General features: G+C 70.4%; 15 protein-coding genes. 4 read left to right on the top strand and 11 right to left on the bottom strand.

Going from position 1 to position 17,806, the window contains the following annotated elements; all coding sequences use genetic code 11:
• Window positions 1-23: 23 nt before the first annotated feature.
• From DTO57_RS08015 to DTO57_RS08005, 3 genes are all read right to left on the bottom strand, one after another.
• The gene (locus tag DTO57_RS08015; protein ID WP_114117685.1) at window positions 24-2,159 is read right to left on the bottom strand and encodes an ATP-dependent Clp protease ATP-binding subunit; all 2,136 of its coding nucleotides are present in this window, start codon (window positions 2,157-2,159) and stop codon (window positions 24-26) included.
• 68 nt (window positions 2,160-2,227) lie between these two features.
• Window positions 2,228-2,830, bottom strand: a complete 603-nt coding sequence (locus tag DTO57_RS08010) for a response regulator transcription factor (RefSeq protein ID WP_114117684.1) — start codon at window positions 2,828-2,830, stop codon at window positions 2,228-2,230.
• A complete protein-coding gene (locus DTO57_RS08005; RefSeq protein WP_229730490.1) occupies window positions 2,827-4,008 on the bottom strand; it encodes a sensor histidine kinase in 1,182 nt (393 codons plus the stop codon). Before DTO57_RS08005 ends, DTO57_RS08010 begins: the two co-directional genes overlap by 4 nt.
• A 155-nt stretch (window positions 4,009-4,163) precedes the next feature.
• Between DTO57_RS08005 and DTO57_RS08000 the strand changes: the two genes are divergently transcribed.
• Window positions 4,164-4,679 carry a small multidrug efflux protein gene (locus DTO57_RS08000; protein ID WP_114117682.1) on the top strand — a complete coding sequence of 172 codons (516 nt, stop codon included), beginning with the start codon at window positions 4,164-4,166 and terminating at the stop codon, window positions 4,677-4,679.
• Between the two features lie 6 nt (window positions 4,680-4,685).
• Here DTO57_RS08000 and DTO57_RS07995 read toward each other — a convergent pair whose 3' ends face one another.
• From DTO57_RS07995 to DTO57_RS07980, 4 genes are all read right to left on the bottom strand, one after another.
• Window positions 4,686-5,894: a glycosyltransferase family 4 protein gene (locus DTO57_RS07995; protein ID WP_229730489.1), complete on the bottom strand. Its 1,209-nt coding sequence runs from the start codon at window positions 5,892-5,894 to the stop codon at window positions 4,686-4,688.
• On the bottom strand, window positions 5,891-7,030 hold the full coding sequence (locus DTO57_RS07990; RefSeq protein ID WP_114117681.1) for a glycosyltransferase: 1,140 nt from the start codon (window positions 7,028-7,030) through the stop codon (window positions 5,891-5,893). The genes DTO57_RS07995 and DTO57_RS07990 overlap by 4 nt, the downstream gene beginning before the upstream one ends.
• Window positions 7,031-7,083: 53 nt before the next feature.
• The gene (locus tag DTO57_RS07985; RefSeq protein ID WP_114117680.1) at window positions 7,084-8,511 is read right to left on the bottom strand and encodes a CCA tRNA nucleotidyltransferase; all 1,428 of its coding nucleotides are present in this window, start codon (window positions 8,509-8,511) and stop codon (window positions 7,084-7,086) included.
• Window positions 8,512-8,744: 233 nt separating this feature from the next.
• Window positions 8,745-9,539: an SDR family NAD(P)-dependent oxidoreductase gene (locus tag DTO57_RS07980; protein ID WP_229730488.1), complete on the bottom strand. Its 795-nt coding sequence runs from the start codon at window positions 9,537-9,539 to the stop codon at window positions 8,745-8,747.
• 57 nt (window positions 9,540-9,596) lie between these two features.
• Here DTO57_RS07980 and DTO57_RS07975 point away from each other — a divergent pair, with 57 nt between their 5' ends.
• Window positions 9,597-10,127 (top strand): TetR/AcrR family transcriptional regulator, encoded by a 531-nt coding sequence (locus DTO57_RS07975; RefSeq protein WP_114117678.1) that lies wholly within the window; start codon window positions 9,597-9,599, stop codon window positions 10,125-10,127.
• Between the two features lie 332 nt (window positions 10,128-10,459).
• The gene (locus DTO57_RS07970) at window positions 10,460-11,977 is read left to right on the top strand and encodes a DUF7059 domain-containing protein (RefSeq protein WP_229730486.1); all 1,518 of its coding nucleotides are present in this window, start codon (window positions 10,460-10,462) and stop codon (window positions 11,975-11,977) included.
• A gap of 123 nt (window positions 11,978-12,100) precedes the next feature.
• On the opposite strand, the gene galK is transcribed toward DTO57_RS07970, so the two are convergent.
• The gene (galK, locus tag DTO57_RS07965; protein ID WP_187346615.1) at window positions 12,101-13,285 is read right to left on the bottom strand and encodes a galactokinase; all 1,185 of its coding nucleotides are present in this window, start codon (window positions 13,283-13,285) and stop codon (window positions 12,101-12,103) included.
• Window positions 13,285-14,442 (bottom strand): galactose-1-phosphate uridylyltransferase, encoded by a 1,158-nt coding sequence (galT, locus tag DTO57_RS07960; RefSeq protein WP_114117676.1) that lies wholly within the window; start codon window positions 14,440-14,442, stop codon window positions 13,285-13,287. The genes galK and galT overlap by 1 nt, the downstream gene beginning before the upstream one ends.
• A 223-nt stretch (window positions 14,443-14,665) precedes the next feature.
• On the opposite strand from galT, the gene DTO57_RS07955 reads away from it, so the two are divergent.
• Complete coding sequence (locus tag DTO57_RS07955; protein WP_114117675.1) at window positions 14,666-16,516, top strand: DUF6049 family protein; 1,851 nt, start codon at window positions 14,666-14,668, stop codon at window positions 16,514-16,516.
• 44 nt (window positions 16,517-16,560) lie between these two features.
• Here the strand turns inward: DTO57_RS07955 and DTO57_RS07950 are convergent, their stop codons facing one another.
• Complete coding sequence (locus DTO57_RS07950) at window positions 16,561-17,043, bottom strand: hypothetical protein (protein ID WP_114117674.1); 483 nt, start codon at window positions 17,041-17,043, stop codon at window positions 16,561-16,563.
• Window positions 17,044-17,232: 189 nt separating this feature from the next.
• Entirely contained in the window at window positions 17,233-17,799 is a 567-nt protein-coding gene (locus DTO57_RS07945) for a TetR/AcrR family transcriptional regulator (RefSeq protein ID WP_114117673.1), read from the bottom strand.
• Window positions 17,800-17,806 lie beyond the last annotated feature (7 nt).

Raw genomic sequence — 17,806 nt, 5'->3', positions numbered from 1 at the left:
GGTGAGCTGCGGGGGCGGCGGCGCTACGCCGCCGGATCCGTCACCGCGAGGCTGTCGCCCGCCGCCGCGACGTCGACGCGCACGGTGTCGCCGTCGTGGATCCGGCCCGCCAGAATCCCCTTCGCCAGCTGATCCTGCACCTGCTTCTGGATGAGGCGGCGCAGGGGCCGCGCGCCGAACGCCGGGTCGTAACCGCGCTCGGCGAGCCACGTGCGCGCGTCGGGCGTAACCGCCAGGGTGAGCCGGCGATCGGCCAGCCGCCGCTGCAGCAGGTCGATCTGTAGCTCGACGATCTGCGCCAGCTCGCCCTCGCCGAGGGCCGTGAACACCACGATGTCGTCGAGGCGGTTCACGAACTCGGGCTTGAACGAGCGCTGCACGAGCTCGAGCACCTGGGTGCGCTTGATGTCCATCGAGATCGTCGGATCGATGAGGATCGGCGAGCCGATGTTGCTCGTGAGGATCAGAATGACGTTCTTGAAGTCGACCGTGCGGCCCTGGCCGTCGGTCAGGCGACCGTCGTCCATGACCTGCAGCAGCACGTCGAACACCTCGGGGTGCGCCTTCTCGACCTCGTCGAGCAGCACGACCGAGTACGGCCGGCGCCGCACGGCCTCGGTCAGCTGGCCGCCCTGGTCGTAGCCGACGTATCCGGGAGGGGCACCGACGAGGCGCGAGACCGAGTGCTTCTCGCCGTACTCCGACATGTCGATGCGGATCATCGCCTGCTCGTCGTCGAAGAGGAACTCCGCGAGCGCCTTCGCGAGCTCCGTCTTACCGACGCCCGTCGGGCCGAGGAACATGAAGGATCCGGTAGGCCGGTTGGGATCCGACAGCCCGGCGCGCGAGCGACGGACGGCGTCGGAGACGGCCGCGACCGCCTCGCGCTGGCCGATGAGCCGCTTGCCGAGCTCGGCCTCGAGGTGCAGGAGCTTCTCGCTCTCCCCCTGCAGCAGGCGCCCGACGGGGATCCCCGTCCACGCCGCGATGACGCTCGCGATGTCTTCGTCGGTCACCTGGTCGCCGACCATGCGCTCGCCCTGCTGCTCCTCGGCCTCGGCCGCGGCGAGCTCGCGCTCGAGCGACGGGATCTCGGCGTAGAGCAGGCGCGACGCCTTCTCGAGCTGGCCCTCGCGCTGGGCTCGCTCGGCCTGGATCCGTGCCTCGTCGAGGCGGGTCTTCAGGTCGCCGACGCGGTTGAGCGACGCGCGCTCGGCCTCCCACCGCGCCTGCATCTCGTCGAGCACCTTCTGCTGCTCGGCCATCGTCTCGCGGAGGGTCGCGAGACGCTCCTTCGAGGCCGCGTCCTTCTCCTTCTTGAGCGCGAGCTCCTCGAGCTTCAGGCGGTCGACGTGGCGGCGCAGCTCATCGATCTCGAGCGGCGCCGAGTCGATCTCCATGCGCAGGCGGCTCGCGGCCTCGTCGATCAGGTCGATGGCCTTGTCGGGCAGCTGCCGGCTCGGGATGTAGCGGTGCGAGAGCGAGGCCGCGGCGATGAGGGCGCCATCGGCGATCGACACCTTGTGGTGCGCCTCGTAGCGCTGCTTGAGGCCGCGGAGGATCGCGATGGTGTCCTCGACCGTCGGCTCCCCCACGTACACCTGCTGGAAACGACGCTCGAGCGCCGCGTCCTTCTCGATGAACTCGCGGTACTCGTTGAGCGTGGTCGCGCCGATGAGGCGCAGCTCGCCGCGCGCCAGCATGGGCTTCAGCATGTTCGCGGCCGCGACGGATCCCTCGCCGCCGCCCGCCCCCATGAGCACGTGCAGCTCGTCGATGAAGGTGACGACGCGCCCCTCCGACTCGGTGATCTCCTGCAGCACGCTCTTCAGGCGCTCCTCGAACTGGCCGCGGTACATCGCGCCGGCCACGAGCGCCGAGATGTCGAGCGCGATGAGCTCCTTGCCCTTCAGTGACTCGGCGACGTCGCCCGCGACGATGCGCTGTGCGAGGCCCTCGACGACGGCGGTCTTGCCGACGCCGGGCTCACCGATCAGCACGGGATTGTTCTTCGTGCGACGGGTCAGCACCTGGCTCACGCGGCGGATCTCGCTATCGCGTCCGATCACCGGATCGAGCTTGCCGCTGCGGGCACGCTCGGTGAGGTTGATGCCGAACTGCTCGAGTGCGCTCTTCTGCTCTTCTTCTTGTGCCGCCATGTTTTACCTCCTGGGTGATCAAACTTGAGTAGGGTTGACTCAAGTTTAGCACCCGCGAGGTGTCAGTGTTAGATCCAGCCCTTTTCTTCCGCGAGCAACACCGCCTGCTGGCGGGTCTCGACGCCGAGCTTGCCGAGCACCACCGAGACGTGGTTGCGCACGGTGCCGGGCGCGAGCGAGAGCGTGCGGGCGATCTGACCGGTCGTCTCGCCGCGACGGCCGACGCGCAGCACGTCGAGCTCTCGGGGCGTGAGCGGGCAGCGCTCATCCGTCAGGGCGTCCGCCGCGATCTCCGGATCCACATAGCGGCCGCCCGCAGCGACCTTCCGCACGACCTGCGCGACCTCGTCGGCGCCGCGCGACTTGGGAAGGAAGCCCGCCACCCCCGAAGACAGGGCGCGCCGCAGCACGCCGGGGCGCGCGTGACGCGTGACGACGACGAAACGCGACGCGATGCGGCGGCTCAGCTGCGCCGCGACGTCGACGCCGTCGGCGCCCGGCATCTCGAGATCGAGCACGCACACGTCGGGCTCGAGCTCGACGGCCCTGGCGATCGCCTCGGTGCCGTCGGCGCACTCGGCGACGACATCGATGTCATCCTCAAGGCGCAGCAGCGCGGCGAGCGCCGATCGAATCATGACCTCGTCATCAGCCAGCAATACGCGAATCATCGTTCCTGCTCCCCCGGCACTCGCACCACGACGGCGAACTCGTGCGCGTCTCGACGAACGTCGAGGGTGCCGCCCGCCTCCGCGACACGGCGGCCGATCCCCTCCAGGCCGGATCCATCGGCGCCGTCCGCGTCGTCTCCCGTGCGATCGTTGACGATCTCGTAGCGCCAGCCGTCGGGCCTCGCCTCGAGCGCGAGACGCGCACGCCGTCCGCCGCCGTGCTTCAGCACGTTCGTCGTGGTCTCGCGGATGACGGGCCCGAGCACATCGGCGGGTGCCCCGTCCGCATCGACCGGTGCGTCGGCGGTCGCCGCGATCCCCGCCGCCTGCAGCAGATCGCGGGCATTCGCGATCTCGTCCGATAGCGGCACCGTGCGGAATCGGGTCGCCAGGTCCCTCGTGCCCTGCGTCGCCTCCCCCACGCTCACGCGCGCCGCCCGGATCTGCTCGAGCGCCGCGTCCGGATCCCGCCCCATGAGCTTCTCGGCGAGCTCGAGCTGCAGCGCGATCACCTGCAGGTGATGCCCCTGCAGGTCGTGCACATCGGTCGCCACGCGCAGACGCTCCTGGGTCGCCGCGAGGCGCGATTCGACGCCCCTCGCCCGATCAAACGCGACAAGCACATCCCACCACCACAGCGACGTGACGCTGGCCAGCGGCAGGATGACCGAGAAAGTCGCGCCCACCGCCCACGCCGCGGGATCCAGCGAGGTCGCCGCATTCGCCCGCTCGATGAAGGCGACCGCGAGGAGCACCGCAGTCGCGGCAACCACCACCCGCAGTCGCACGCCGCGCGGCCAGTTGAGAATCACGAGGGGCTGGAGCGCGAACGCGGCGCCCGCGAGCCAGCTCCCCGTTGTGATCAGCATCGCCACGGCAACGGCGGCGCAGACCGCAAGGGCGGGAAGGTATCGGCGCGGCAGGAGCGGACCCTGTTCCTCGCGGCGTCGGTAGGCGGTAAGGATCCAGAATGTGGCGGCGAGCCACACCACACCCAGGATGAGGGCGATCGGATCGACCTCGGTAGCGCCGGCCGGAGTGCCCCATGCGCTCGCCCATGCCGCGATGAGAAACACCTCGAACAGGAGCACCGCCGAGACGGTGTACCACCACGTCGCCCAGATACCCCGGGCCAGCTCGAATGACCCGCGACGGCGGGGATGGGGTTTGTTACGCACGCACCCCAGCGTATGCGCATGACACATGTCACGGGAGGCGCGTGAAGACCTCCCCGCATCGGGTGACAGCGCGACACTGTCGCGGGCCGCGGAGGCCAGGTGGACTGGAGTCATACACCGCGGGATAGCCCGCACCGCCGACCAGGAGCAGCATCATGAACCTCATCGCCACCTTCCAGGACCTCGTTTCTCGCGTTCCCGAACTCGTGCAGCCGCTCATCGTGGCGCTCGCCGGCGCCGTGCCCTTCGTCGAGGGCGAGGGGGCCGCCGCGATCGGCGTGATCGGCGGCCTCAACCCCGTCATTGCCGCCTTCGCCGCCGCGATCGGCAACTTCGCCTGCGTCGCGATCCTCGTCGTGCTCGGTGCGGGCACGCGCCGCGCGATCATCGAGCGTCGCGCGGCGGCGGTCACCGTTGGCGGCGGATCCGTTCCCGCGCCCGAGCCGGTGTCGCCCCGCAAGGAAAAGTTCCAGCGCGCGCTCGTTCGCTACGGCGTCCCGGGTGTGAGCCTGCTCGGCCCGCTGCTCCTCCCCACCCAGTTCACGGCCACGATGCTCGCGGCCGCCGGTGTGACGCGCGCTCGGATTCTCTTTTGGCAGGGCCTCGCGATTGCGCTGTGGACGACGGCGGTCACCCTCGTCATCACCGGCGTGATCTCGGTCGCGCAGTAGTCGCCCTCAGAGCACGGAGCGGTAGACCTCGAGCATGGCCGCCGTGCGCGACGATTGCAGGAACTCGCGACGCACCTTCTCGGTGGGTTCGGGCACGGATCCGCGGGCCGCATCGCGCTCGACGGCGCGGAGCGCGTGGGCGAGGGCCGCGATCCGGCCACGCTCGCTGTCGGCATGCTCGACGCGCCAGATGCCGCCGCCCATCTCGTCGGCGATATCGGGGTCGCTGATGACCGAGGGCGTGCCGAGCTGCGCGGCCTCGAAGGGCGTCATGCCCTGGGCCTCGAAGTCGATCGACGTCTGCACGAGCGCCGTCGCCGACGCGATGCGGGCGAGGGTATCGCCGTACGACATGCGCCCACGGAAGATGACCCGGTCGCGAAGCCCGCAGTCGCGGGCGAAGCGCTCGGCCTCGTCGCGCTGGAATCCGCTACCGATGATCTCCACCGGCAGGCGTATGCCGCTCTCGGCATACGCCTCGAGGAACGGCATGAGGCGTTTCTCGGGGCTCATGCGTCCGACCCAGACGAGGGCACCCGAGGGCGCGGATCCGCCGAGGCGCGCGAGCTGGTCGTCGTCGATGCCGTTCCACACGACGTGGACGCTCCGCGCGACGCCGTGCTCCTCGAGGCGGCGGGCGAAGTGCGACGACGGCGCCGTCACCGCGGCGGCCCCCGAGGCGAGCCCGCGGAGGTGGGCCCAACCGTCCCAGCCGCCACCGGATCCGGGGAGCTCGATGCGGCGCCACAGGTTGATCGCCGCGAGCACGGCGCGCGGGAACGGCGCGGTCGCGGCGATGCCGGCGTCGACACGGTTGTGCATCGTGTGAACGACGGGGATCCGCGCCCGCTCGGCGAAGCGGTAGCCGAGGAACGCGCCCCAGTAGTCGGCCTGCACGTGCACGAGGTCGGGCAGCGGCAGGCCGTCGTGGGTCGTGCGGCGCACGACGCCGCGATCGACCGCGCGTTCGACCGTCTTCCCGGGCCAAACGGCCGAGTATTCCCAGTCCGGCGGCACCCCGATCGCCGGCACATCGACACATACGTTGCCCGGCATATGTTGCTGGTTGAACCCATGCCGCCGCGGCGACACGATCGTGACGGCATGGCCGGCACGCTCGAGGTACTTCATCTGCAGACGCATCGCGACCTGCGCTCCGCCGCTTGTGGCGGGGTGCTGGTCGCCGAACATGACGACGTGCAGCGGGCGGATCATGCCGGGATCTGCTCTCCCCGATAGAGCGCCTCGAAGGTGTCGAGGGTGCGCGTGATGTCGTGGGCCGAGACCATCTCGAGCGACGCGCGCTGCATCGCCTCGTAAGCGGCGTCGTCCGCGCCCAGAACCCGGTCGAGCTTCTCGACGAGCTCGTCGATGTTCTCGGGCTCGAAGAGGTAGCCGTTCTCGCCCTCGGACACGAGGTGCGGCAGGGCCACGGCGTCCGCCGCGACGATCGGCAGCCCCGAGGCCATCGCCTCCATCGTCGCGATCGACTGCAGCTCGGCGATCGACGCGATCGCGAATACGCTCGCGCGCGTGAGCGCCGCGCGCAGCTCCTCGTCGCTCACGCGACCGTGGAAGACCACGCGGTCGCGGATCCCGAGCTCGTCCGCGAGCTTCGCGAGCGCATCGCGCTGGTCGCCGTCGCCGACGAGATCGAGGGTCGCGTCCGGGATCCGTGCGGTCGCGCGCACGAGATCCTCGACCCGCTTCTCGGCCGTCAGGCGGCCGACGAAGACGATGCGCTTCGCGTCGCGCGGCCCGATAACCGCGGTGTATTGGTGCATGTCGATGCCGCAGCTGATCGGGATCACGCCCGAGATGCCGAGCGTCGTCTCGAGGAAGTCGGCGGCCTTGCGCGTCGGGGTCGTGAGGGCCGAGACCATGTTGAAGGTGCGGCGGGCGTCGTCCCACGCGAGCTTCACGAAGAGCTTGTTGCCCCACTCGGGCAGGCGCGTCGAGTCGAGAATGTTCTCGGCCATCGTGTGGTTCGTCGCGATCACCGGAATGCCGCGCTTGCGCGCCTCGCGCGTCAGGCCGCGGCCGATGACGATGTGCGACTGGATGTGCACGACGTCGGGCCGCACCTCGTCGAGGACCTTGCGGGCGTAGTGCTTCGAGCGCCACGGCCAGATGAAGCGCAGCCACTCGTGGCCGATCCACAGCACCGAGGGCAGGCGGTGCAGCACGAGATCCTCGCCCTCGATCTTCTCGATGCGCGGCTTCTCGAGGGCATAGCGAACATTGGGGGCGCTCACGTGCACCGCGTGGCCGCGCTGCACGAGTCCGGCGGAGAGCCGCTCCGCGAAACGCGCCGCGCCGTTGATGTTGGGCGCGAACGTGTCGCAGCCCATAAGGATCCGGAGGGGTCGACGATCAGGCACGTGTCGACGCTACACGGTGCAGGTTAAGACTGCTCCGACCACCAGAGCAGAAGGCGCTTCTCGGCCTCCTCCTCGCCCAGCGGGCCCTCGTCGAGGCGCAGCTCGAGCAGAAACTTGTAGGCCTTGCCGACCTCGGGGCCGGGCGTGATGCCAAGCACCTGCTGGATCTGGTTGCCGTCGAGGTCGGGGCGGATCGCGTCGACCTCCTCGCGCTCGCGCAGCTCGGCGATGCGCGCCTCGATGTCGTCGTACGCGGTCGCGAGACGGCGGGCCTTGCGCTGATTGCGCGTCGTGACGTCGGCGCGCGTGAGGATGTGCAGGCGCTCGAGCTCGTCGCCCGCGTCGCGCACGTAGCGGCGCACGGCCGAGTCGGTCCAGGCACCCTCGGCGTAGCCGAAGAACCGCAGGTGCAGCTCGATGAGCTTGCCGACGGTCTGGATCGTCGCCGTGTCGAACTTCAGCTTCTGCAGGCGCTTCTTCGCCATGCGGGATCCGACGACGTCGTGGTGGTAGAAGCTCACGGCGCCGCCCGGCTCGAGCTTGCGGGTGCGGGGCTTGCCGATGTCGTGCAGCAGCGCCGCGATGCGCAGGGCCACGTCGGGCTCGGCGTCCGGATGGCGCTGGCGCTCGAGGTCGATCGCCTGCTGTAGCACCGTGAGCGAGTGCTCGAAGACGTCCTTGTGGTGGTGATGCTCGTCGACCTCGAGCTTCATCGCCGCGATCTCGGGCAGGAACTCGTCCGACAGGCCCGTATCGACGAGCACGCGGATGCCGCGTACCGGATCCGTCGTCTGCATCATGCGCACGATCTCGGACTGCACGCGCTCGGCGCTGACGATCTCGAGCGTGCCGCGCAGCTTCTCGATCGCGGCGCGCGTGCCCTCCTCGACGTCGAAGCCGAGCTGCGCCGCGAAGCGCGCCGCGCGCAGCATGCGCAGCGGGTCGTCGCCGAAGCTGACGGCCGGGTCGATCGGCGTGCGCAGGATCCCCGCGACGAGATCCTCGACCCCGCCCGTCGGATCCACGAGCCTCACCTCGGGAACGCGCAGCGCCATCGCGTTGACGGTGAAGTCGCGGCGCGTGAGGTCGCCCTCGAGGCTGTCGCCGAACGCGACGACGGGCTTGCGCGTGACGCCGTCGTAGCTGTCGGCGCGGTAGGTCGTGATCTCGACCTGCTCGCCCTGCACGCGCGCCCCGATCGTGCCGAACGCGCGGCCGATGTCCCACTGCGTCGACGACACCGGCGTGACGATCGCGAGGATCTCGTCGGGCTGAGCGTCGGTCGTGAAGTCGAGGTCGTGCGTCGCCCGGCCGAGGAGAGCATCGCGCACGGGCCCGCCGACAACCGCGAGATCGCGACCGGCATCGGCGAAGGCCTTCGCGAGGGTTGCGACGACCGGGTGCTGCGCGAGGTCACCGAGGCGGGCGAGTCCGGCGGCCATATTGAGCATGATTCCCAGGGTAATGGCGATGCCTGGGGGGAGACCCCCTGGGGCATGTCCCAGTTTGTGCGGGAATGACGGGGCTATTCCCGCCACAACTGGGACACGGGTTGGGGCATGTCCCACTTAGTGCGGGAATGAGAGGGCTATTCCCGCCACAACTGGGACACGCCTCGGGGTGTGTCCCACTTTGTGCGGGAATGACGGGGCTATTCCCGCACAAAGTGGGACACGCTTCGGGGTTACGCCGCCGACCAGCCGCCGTCCGAGGGGAGGATGACGCCGTTGAGGTTCGTCGAGTCGTCGCTCAGCAGGAACGAGATGCTCGCGGCGAGCTGCGTCGCCTGCGCGATCGAGGGGATCGCGGCCATGCCGCGCTGGATCCGCTCTGCGCCGAGCGCCGACGCGAAGCTGCTCTCGATTCCGGTGGCGACGGCTCCGGGGGCGACGGCGTTGACCCGCAGGCCCTTGAGGGCGTAGAGATACGCGGAACTCTTGGTCATGCCGACAACGGCATGTTTTGACGCCGTATATGCCGTACCGGCGGCGGATCCGCGGAGCCCCGCCTCGCTCGCGACGTTCACGATGTTTCCGGCGCCGCGCTCGAGCATGCCGGGGATGACGGCCTTCATGAGCTTGAAGGATCCGGTGACGTTGACCGCGAACACCCGATCCCACAGGTCCTGCTCGATCTCGTGCGCGGGCTGCATGCGGTCCATGATTCCGGCGACGTTGGCGAGACCATCGATCTGCTCGCCGGCCGCCTCGACGATCTGCGCGATCGCGGCGTCGTCGGTGATGTTGGCGGTGACCGTGACGATCTGCTGATCGGTGTGCTCGGCCGCGAACTCGCCGAGGCCCTTCTCGTTCATGTCGACGGCGATCACGCGACCGCCCTCGCGGGCGATACGACTGGCCGTCGCGCGACCGATGCCGCTGCCGGCGCCCGTCACGATGATCGTCTTGCCGTCGAAACGGCCGGGCAGAATCTTCTCGTCCCACTCCTGAAGCTGGGGACCCTGTGCGGCGTCAGCCATGACTTTTCCCTTCCTTGGAAACAACCGGACAAGCATGTCCGGTATTAGGCTACTCGTATGGCGAGCACAGGGGAAGTCCCGAAGAAAAACCGCGGGCCGGCCGCCGCGGCCGAGAATCGCCGCGCCCTCATCGACGCCGCCCGCACGCTGTTCGCGGAGCAGGGATTCTCGGTGCCCTTCAGCGCCATCGCGCGCCGCGCGGGCGTCGGCCAGGCGAGCCTCTACCGCCACTTTCCCGACAAGGAAACCCTCGGGATCGCGATCTTCGAGGAAAACCTCGGGCTACTCGAGGAGCGCTCCATCGGGCTGCACGAACTACTTGTCGCCGTCGCCGAGCAGGCGAAAGTCTCGGCGTCGCTGCTCGAGGTGCTCCTGACGTCGCGGTCGCCCCTCGCCGAGGAGCTCGCCGTGCGCCTCGCCTCGATCGTCACCAACGTCATCGCCCGCGAGAACCTGCGCGACGGCGTCACGCCCGTCGATATCCAGACCGGCGTGAGCATGGTCGCGTTCCACGCGGCGGCGGCCCCAACACCCGACGCCGCCGAGCGCGCGATCGCGATCGTCGAGCGCGGGCTGCGCGGATCCTGAGCCCCGCAGGCGCGGGATCCCTCGCGCCCGAGCCCGCGGATCCGTCGTGTGGGGCCCCGATTCCCGCACTATGCGGGACACGGTCCGGGGCATGTCCCACTTCGTGCGGGAATGAGGGCGCGATTCCCACCACAACTGGGACACGCCCCACAGCATGTCCCACTTAATGCGGGAATGAGCCCGCCATTCCCACCTCAACTGGGACACGCCCCACAGCATGTCCCACTTCGTGCGGGAAAAACCCCGCCATTCCCACCACAACTGGGACACGCCCCGAAGCGTGTCCCACAAAGTGCCAGAACTCAGCGCCCGAAGACAGCGACAATGGGGGAGTGCTGAACCCCGATCCCGCCCTGTGCCGCAGTCTCGCCGCCGACCTCGCCGCCGCCCGATTCCGCTCCGAACCGATGCGGGCCCGCTGGGGCGTCGAGGCCGACGATGCCATCGGTCGCACCCTGCGCACCCCGGCGCTCCGCGGGCTCGGCGACGCCACAGACGCGCAGGCCGTGCTCGCGCGACTGCTCATCTTCGGCATCACGCAGCCGACCATCGACGTCGATAACGCGCTACCACGCGTGAGCGCACAGGGCCTCGTCGACCTCGGCCTCGCCCGGCTCGACGGCGACGACACCGTGCCGACGGCGATCGTGCGGCCCCAGTCGTTCCACGACGACCGCGGCCCGGGCGAGTGGATCATCGCCGCCGACCTCGACGAGATCGCGACCGGCGGGGGAGCCCTCGCCGAGGATCACGTGCTCGGCGTCGGCGGCGCCTCCCTCACGCTCGCGGGGTTGCAGCTGCCGACGGCGGCGGGGCGGATCCTCGACCTCGGTACCGGCTGCGGCGTGCAGGCCCTGCGCGCCCGCCGATACGCCGACGAGGTCGTCGCGACCGACATCTCGTCGCGCGCCCTGCGCTTCACCGAGATGAACGCCGTCATCAACGACACGACGGGCCTCGACGTGCGCGGCGGATCGCTCTTCGAGCCGGTTGCGGGGGAGACGTTCGACCGCATCGTGTCGAACCCGCCGTTCGTCATCACCCCGCGCGTCAAGGGCGTGCCCGAGTACGAGTACCGCGACGGCGGGCTCGTCGGCGACGCGCTCGTCGAGCAGGTCGTCGCGGGCGTGGGGGAGCACCTCGTGCCCGGCGGCACGGCGCAGTTCCTCGCGAACTGGGAGACGAAGGGCGCGTCGGCGGGGCTCGACCGCGTGCGCGAGTGGGTCGAGGCGTCGCCCGTTCCGCTCGACGCCTGGGTCATCGAGCGCGAGTCGCTGAACCCGATCGAGTACGCCGAGATGTGGATCCGCGACGGCGGCACCGCGCCCGGATCCCCCGAACACGACGTTCTCCTGAACGCTTGGCTCGATGACTTCGCGGCGCGCGGCGTCACCGAGATCGGCTTCGGGTACGTGCTGCTGCGGCGCGCGGCGGCGGATCCGACCCTCGCGCGATACGAGCGCGTTCCGCAACCGATCCCGTCGGAGGGCGCCCTCGGATCCCACCTCGCCGAGGTGCTCGCGGCCCACGACGCCCAGGCGGCGCTGAGCGATGCGGAACTCCTGAGCAGGCACCTGACCGCCGCGTCCGACGTGACCGAGACGCGCCACTACCTGCCGGGCGCCGAGAATCCGACGGTGATCGAGCTGCGCCAGGGCGGCGGCTTCGGCCGGTCGGTTCAGGCGGATCCGGCCCTCGCGGGCCTCGTCGGCGCGAGCGATGGCGACCTCTCGGTCGGCCAGATCCTCGGCGCGCTCGCTCAGCTGCTCGAGGTCGACGAGCGGGCGCTCACCGACTCGGTGCTGCCGGCCGTGCGCGCCCTGATCGACGACGGTTTCCTCAGGCTCTAGCGAGGGTCGCCAAAAAATGCCGGTGCGCGACAGCGCAACCCGGCATTTTTTGGCGACCCTCACGAAGAATGACGCCCACACGGAGGACGGCGCCGCGGTTGTGGCGGCCCCGAGGAGTGGCAGTTATGCGTCGCGCAGCAACCCGTGCGACGGGGTGACCGTGAACTGGTGCGGCTCGACGAAGCCGGCGCGCGCGAAGGCCGAGGCGACGGCCTCCTTCGTCGCGGCGAGCTTGTCGGCCTCGACGACGGCGATCGCGGCGCCGCCGAAGCCACCACCGGTCATGCGGGCACCGATGGCGCCGGCCTCGAGGGCGGCGGTCACGGCGGTGTCGAGCTCGGGCACCGAGATCTCGAAGTCGTCGCGCATCGACACGTGCGAGGCGACGAGCAGGCCGCCGATCGCGCGCGGGCCCTCGGCCCGCAGGGTGTCGACGGTGTCGAGCACGCGCTGGTTCTCGGTGACGATGTGGGCGACGCGGCGGAAGGTGACGTCGTCGAGCACGCTGCGGGCGCGGTCGAGGTCGCCGACCGTGATGTCGCGCAGCGAGCTGACGCCGAGCTCGCGGGCGCCCTTCTCGCACGACTCGCGGCGCTCGCGGTAGCCGCCGGTCGAGTGGGCGTGCTTGACCTTCGTGTCGATCACGAGAATCTTCAGGCCCTCGCGCGCGAAGCCGAGCTCGACCTCCTGCGTCTCGAGCGTGCGGCAGTCGAGGAACGTCGCGGCGTCGGTCTCGCCCATGAGCGAGGAGACCTGGTCCATGATGCCCGTCGGGGCGCCGACGGCGTGGTTCTCGGCGGTGCGGCCGATCTTCGCCATGTCGAGGAGCGTGAGGCCGAGGCCCCACACGTCGTCGATCGCGCCGGCGGTCGCGCCCTCGATCGCCGCGGACGACGACAGGCCGGCGCCGACGGGCACCTCGGAGTTGATCGCGATGTCGAGGCCCGCGACGTCGTCGTGCTTCGCGTCGGCGCGCGCAAGCGCCGCCCACGCGACGCCCAGCGGGTAGGCGGCCCACTCGGGCACGGCACCGCTCGAGACGGCCTCACCGGGAGCGCCGCCGAACAGGGCGGGAAGCTCGACGAGGGCGACCTCGACGGGGTTCGGGTCGAACGTGCTGGCGACGCGGATGATGTTGTCGGAACGGCGCCCGACGGCCGCGTGGGTGCGGTGCTCGATCGCGAACGGGAGCACGAAGCCCTCGTTGTAGTCGGTGTGCTCGCCGATGAGGTTCGCGCGCCCGGGCGCGGACCAGACGCGCTCCGGCGCGGATCCGGTGAGCTGCTGGAAAAGTTCGGTCGCGTTCATCATCCGATGGCCTCCCGGAGTCGTTCTGCGCCCACCTCGGGCGGGATCTCGGCGGTCCAGGCGCCCATGGCGGCCTCGGATCCGGCGAGGAACTTGAGCTTGTCGGCGGCGCGGCGGGGCGACGTGAGCTGCAGGTGCATGCGCACGGTGTCGCGGCCCACGTTCACGGGCGCCTGGTGCCACGCCGCGATATACGGCGTGGGGGTGTCGTAGAGGCGGTCGACGCCGCCCAGGATCCGCAGGTAGACCTCCGCGAGCTCGTCGCGCTCGGCGGAGTTCAGCTCGGTGAAGTCGGCGGCGTGACGGCGGGGGACGAGGTGCACCTCGACGGGCCAGCGCGCCGCGAACGGCACGTACGCGAGCCAGTTCTCGGCCTCGAGCACGACGCGGGGGCCGGCCTGCTCGAAGTCGACGATCTGCTGGAAGAGGTCGTCGCCCTGCTTCTCGATCTGCTGCAGGAGCGTCGTCGTGCGCGGCGTGACGTAGGGGTACGAGTAGATCTGGCCGTGCGGGTGGTGCAGGGTCACGCCGATCTGCTCGCCGCGGTTCTCGAACGGGAACACCTGCTCGACGCCGGGGAGCGCCGAGAGCGCGGCGGTACGGTCGGCCCACGCCTCGATGACGGTGCGGGCGCGCGTGACGGTCTGGGTGCCGAAGCTACCGGTGCGCTCGGGGCTGAAGCACACGACCTCGCAGCGGCCGATGGCCGTGCGGGTGCGGCCGAGGCCGGGGGCCGCGAGGTCGTCGAGGCTCTGCGGGGCGTCGTCGCCCTGGGGCACGTCGCCGGTCGCGAGCGCGAGGGCAGGGCCGAGCGACGGCGACTTGTTCTCGAAGACGGCGACGTCGTACTGGCTGGGCACCTCGGACGGGTTGGTCTCGCTCTGCGGGGCCAACGGATCCAGCTCCGCGGGCGGCAGCATGGCGCGGTTCTGCCGGTTGGCGGCGACCGTGATCCACTCGCCCGTGAGGACGTCGCGGCGCATGTTCGCCGTCTCGGGGCGCGGGGCGAGGTCTCGCTCGTCGATCCGTCGCTCCGGGGGAAGCGTCGTATCGGGGTCGTCGAAGTAGATCAGCTCGCGGCCGTCAGCGAGGCGCGAGCTTCGCTTGACGACACCGCCGGTCAGTTCGATAACAGCGTCGATGGCGTTCGCAGTCACTTTTTCGCGCTTCCCTCGTTCTCAGCGAAGTTGGTGTCCTGACACTGATCCTATCGGCCCCGCGGCCCCCCAGATTCCACCGCGTGGGGCGCTTCCCAGCCGCGCGGCACCCGCGTCCGTAGAATCGTCTACGACGCCGCCCCCGCGGCACAGTGTTCACACCGCGCTTATGAATTCGTCATCTCTTTCCCCGTCCCCGGGCCGCCCCCGCCGCATCGCCTGCGTGCTGGCCGCCGCCGCGGCGCTCGTCGCGCTCGCGGATCCGGCGATCGCCGCCGACGGCAAACCCGCGGCCGGCGGATCCATCGAGATGACGCTCGCCGCAGGCGGCGTCGCGACCGCCGGATCCGTGAACGCGAGCTTCGTCCTCTCGGGCGACGACGACAGCGTCGTCGTGACCCGCGGATCCGCGCTCGGCTCGGCCGACGAGGTGCGCGCGTGGCTCACGGGCTCCGGATCCGCGCAGACGGCCGTCGACGAGGTCGACGTCGCGAGCGGGGAGACGAGCGCGACCGCGACGCTGGCGTTCGACGGGCTCACGGCCGGCGTCTACCCCGTCGCGGCGAAGTGGGACGACGCCGAGCAGCGCGCCGTCGTCTACGTGCCCGAGGAGGGCCAGGCCGGGGTCGCCCTCGTCGTCCCGATCACGGCGCCCGCGATCACGGCGGGGATCCTGTCGTCCGACGCGCTCGCCGAGCTGACGGCGGCCGACGGATCGCTCACCGCGCAACTCGACGCCGTCGACGGCACGGGCGCGATCCTCGCGATCGACCCCGCGATCCCGGCGGCCATCCGCGCGCTCGGCGAGAACGCCCCCGCTGCGGCAACCGAGTGGCTTGACCGCCTCATGGCGCTGCCCAACGACCGCTTCGCCCTGCAGTACGGCGACGCCGACGTGACGCCGCAGGTCGACGCGGGCCTCGACTCGCTCCTCCTGCCCTCGCACCTCGGCAACTTCCTCGACGCGTCCGCGGCGAGCGCGACGCTCAGCTCGCTGCTCGACATCGGCGATGCGCCGGAGAAGCTGTTCTGGCCGAGCCCCGGATCCGCCGACGACGACACCGTCGCGGCCCTCACGGGCGACTCCGACGCGCACGTGCTCGCCCCGGCGTCGAGCACGACGAACGACGAGCCCGCGCTCGGCGACTCCGTGCTCGCGTACGACGACGAGCTCGCGGCGGCGCTGCTGGCGGCGGCGCGCGAGGAGGATCCGGATCTGCAGGCCCTCGAGACCGAGACCGCGCGCGCCCAACTGTGGCTCGCGGAGCTCGACGCCGACGGCCCGCTCCTCGTGGCGTTCGACCGCGGCGAGACCGACGGCCTTGCCGCCGCGATCGAGACGGCAACGTCGCTCGCGGGCCAGCGCCCCGTGAGCCTCGAGGCGACGCTCGACGCGGCCGACGGATCCGTCGCCCTCGACGACACCGAGCCCGACACGTCGCGCATCGCGGCGATCGCGGGATACCTCGACGACCAGCCGGGCCTCACGACGATCTCGACGGCGCTGGCCGAGCCCGCGGCGTTCCTCGGTGAGACGCGCGCCGAGATGCAGCAGCTGCTCTCGGTGGCGTGGCAGGACGACGCCGAGGGGTGGAGCGAACGGGCCGAGGCCCTCGCCGTGCTGAACGACGACCGCGCCCACGCGATCGAGCTGCAGCAGCAGCAGCCCGTGCAGCTGCTCAGCGGATCCGCACCCATGCCGGTCTGGATCCGCAACGACCTGCCGTACCCGGCCGAGGTGACGATCGTCGCGGTATCGGACGACCCGCGCCTCGTGATCGAGCAGCGCACCGTCGTGACGGCGCAGGCCGACAGCGTCACGCGCGCGAAGATCGACGTCAAGGCGCGCGTCGGCTCGGGCGACGTCACGGTGCACTACACGCTCGAGTCGGCCTCGGGCACGCAGATCGGCCCGACGCGCGACGCCCCGGTGACGGTGCGGGCGAGCTGGGAGCGCGTCGGCCTCGGCGTTCTCGGCACGATCATCGTGCTGTTCCTCGGCATCGGCGCCGTGCGCCAGGTGCGCCGTCGCCGCCGCGACCGCACGGACGAGCCGGCCCCCACCGAGGCGTAGGCGGGGTCATTTACGGCCCCGGGATCTCTCCCGGGGCCGTTCGCTTAGTAGCTGGTGTAGAAGCCCGCCGCCACGATGCAGGTGTCGCCGAGCGCGTCGGTCGTGACGACCGAGGCCTGGCCCACGGCGAAGCCGTCCTCGCCCGTCACGACGACGTCGTGGTGCACGAGAATGTCGTCGTCATCGCGCGAGCTCTTGTCGCTCGAGCGCGTCTTGTAGGGCTCTGCCTTCACGAACTTGGCCGCGTCGCGGTCGGCCTTCTTCAGGTCGTCCCAGTTCTCGTTGCTGTACTCGACGGTGTCGTCGAACGAGCCCTTGCTGCTGAACATGAACGAGTTGTAGGCGTAGTCGAAGTCGTCGAGCTTGCCGTCGGAGCAGACCGCACCCGCCGGAATCAGGTCGGCGTCGTTCTCCTGAACCGCCTTCAGAAAGTCGTCGGTCAGTTCGTCGCCCGATGCCGAGCCGCAGCCCGTGAGCGCCGCAACGCTCAGTAGCACGATTGAACCGACGCCAAGAATGCGCTTCATAGAAATCTCTCCCCCTCAGGGGGCGTGCGAGTAAGGCACAACCCCCGATGTGTCTTAGAGCGCGCGAAAACTCGCGAGCCGCCGCAAAGATATACCGATCACTTCGGCCCCGTCAATTGCGTATTCATCTCAATAGACTGGCCGCGACGAACGCCGCGCGAGCACGGCGGAGCGGCCGGCCTCGCTCGACTAACTCGCCCTCAGATCGGCGAGGAACCCCGCGAGCTCTGCGGCCATATCGGTCGACGGATCCAGCAGGAATTGCGCCTGCAGGCCGTCGGTCGCGGCGATGATGAGCGTCGCGGTGCGCTCGGGATCGAGCGCGGCCCGCAGGGATCCGTCGGCCTGCCCCGCGCGGATCCGCTCGGTCAGCGTCTCGCGGAGGAACGCGTAGCGGTCGCGGAAGAAGTCGTGCGCGGGGTGCTGCGGATCCGCCGCCTCGAGCGAGAGCTGGGCGAAGAGGCGAACGAGCCCGGGAACCTCGGCGTTGTGGGCGACGACGCGCACGAGGTCGTCGAGGAAGTCGCCCGTGTTTCCGGCGTAATCGACCTCGTCGCGCTTCTCGAGGATCGCCGTGAACAGCTCGCCCTTGCTGTCGAAGTAGTGCAGGAGGCCGGCCTGACTGAGCCCCACGGCCTCGGCGATCTCGCGCACCGAGGCTCCGGCGTATCCGCGGCGGGCGACAACGTCGAGCGCAACCGAGAGAATTTCCTCGCGCTTCGCGACGCCTTTTGCGTATGAACCCCGTCGTGTCATGCCTCGA

Source organism: Microbacterium sorbitolivorans (assembly GCF_003327285.1).
Lineage (GTDB): Bacteria > Actinomycetota > Actinomycetes > Actinomycetales > Microbacteriaceae > Microbacterium > Microbacterium sorbitolivorans.
This window is presented reverse-complemented; position numbering and strand designations above follow the sequence as displayed.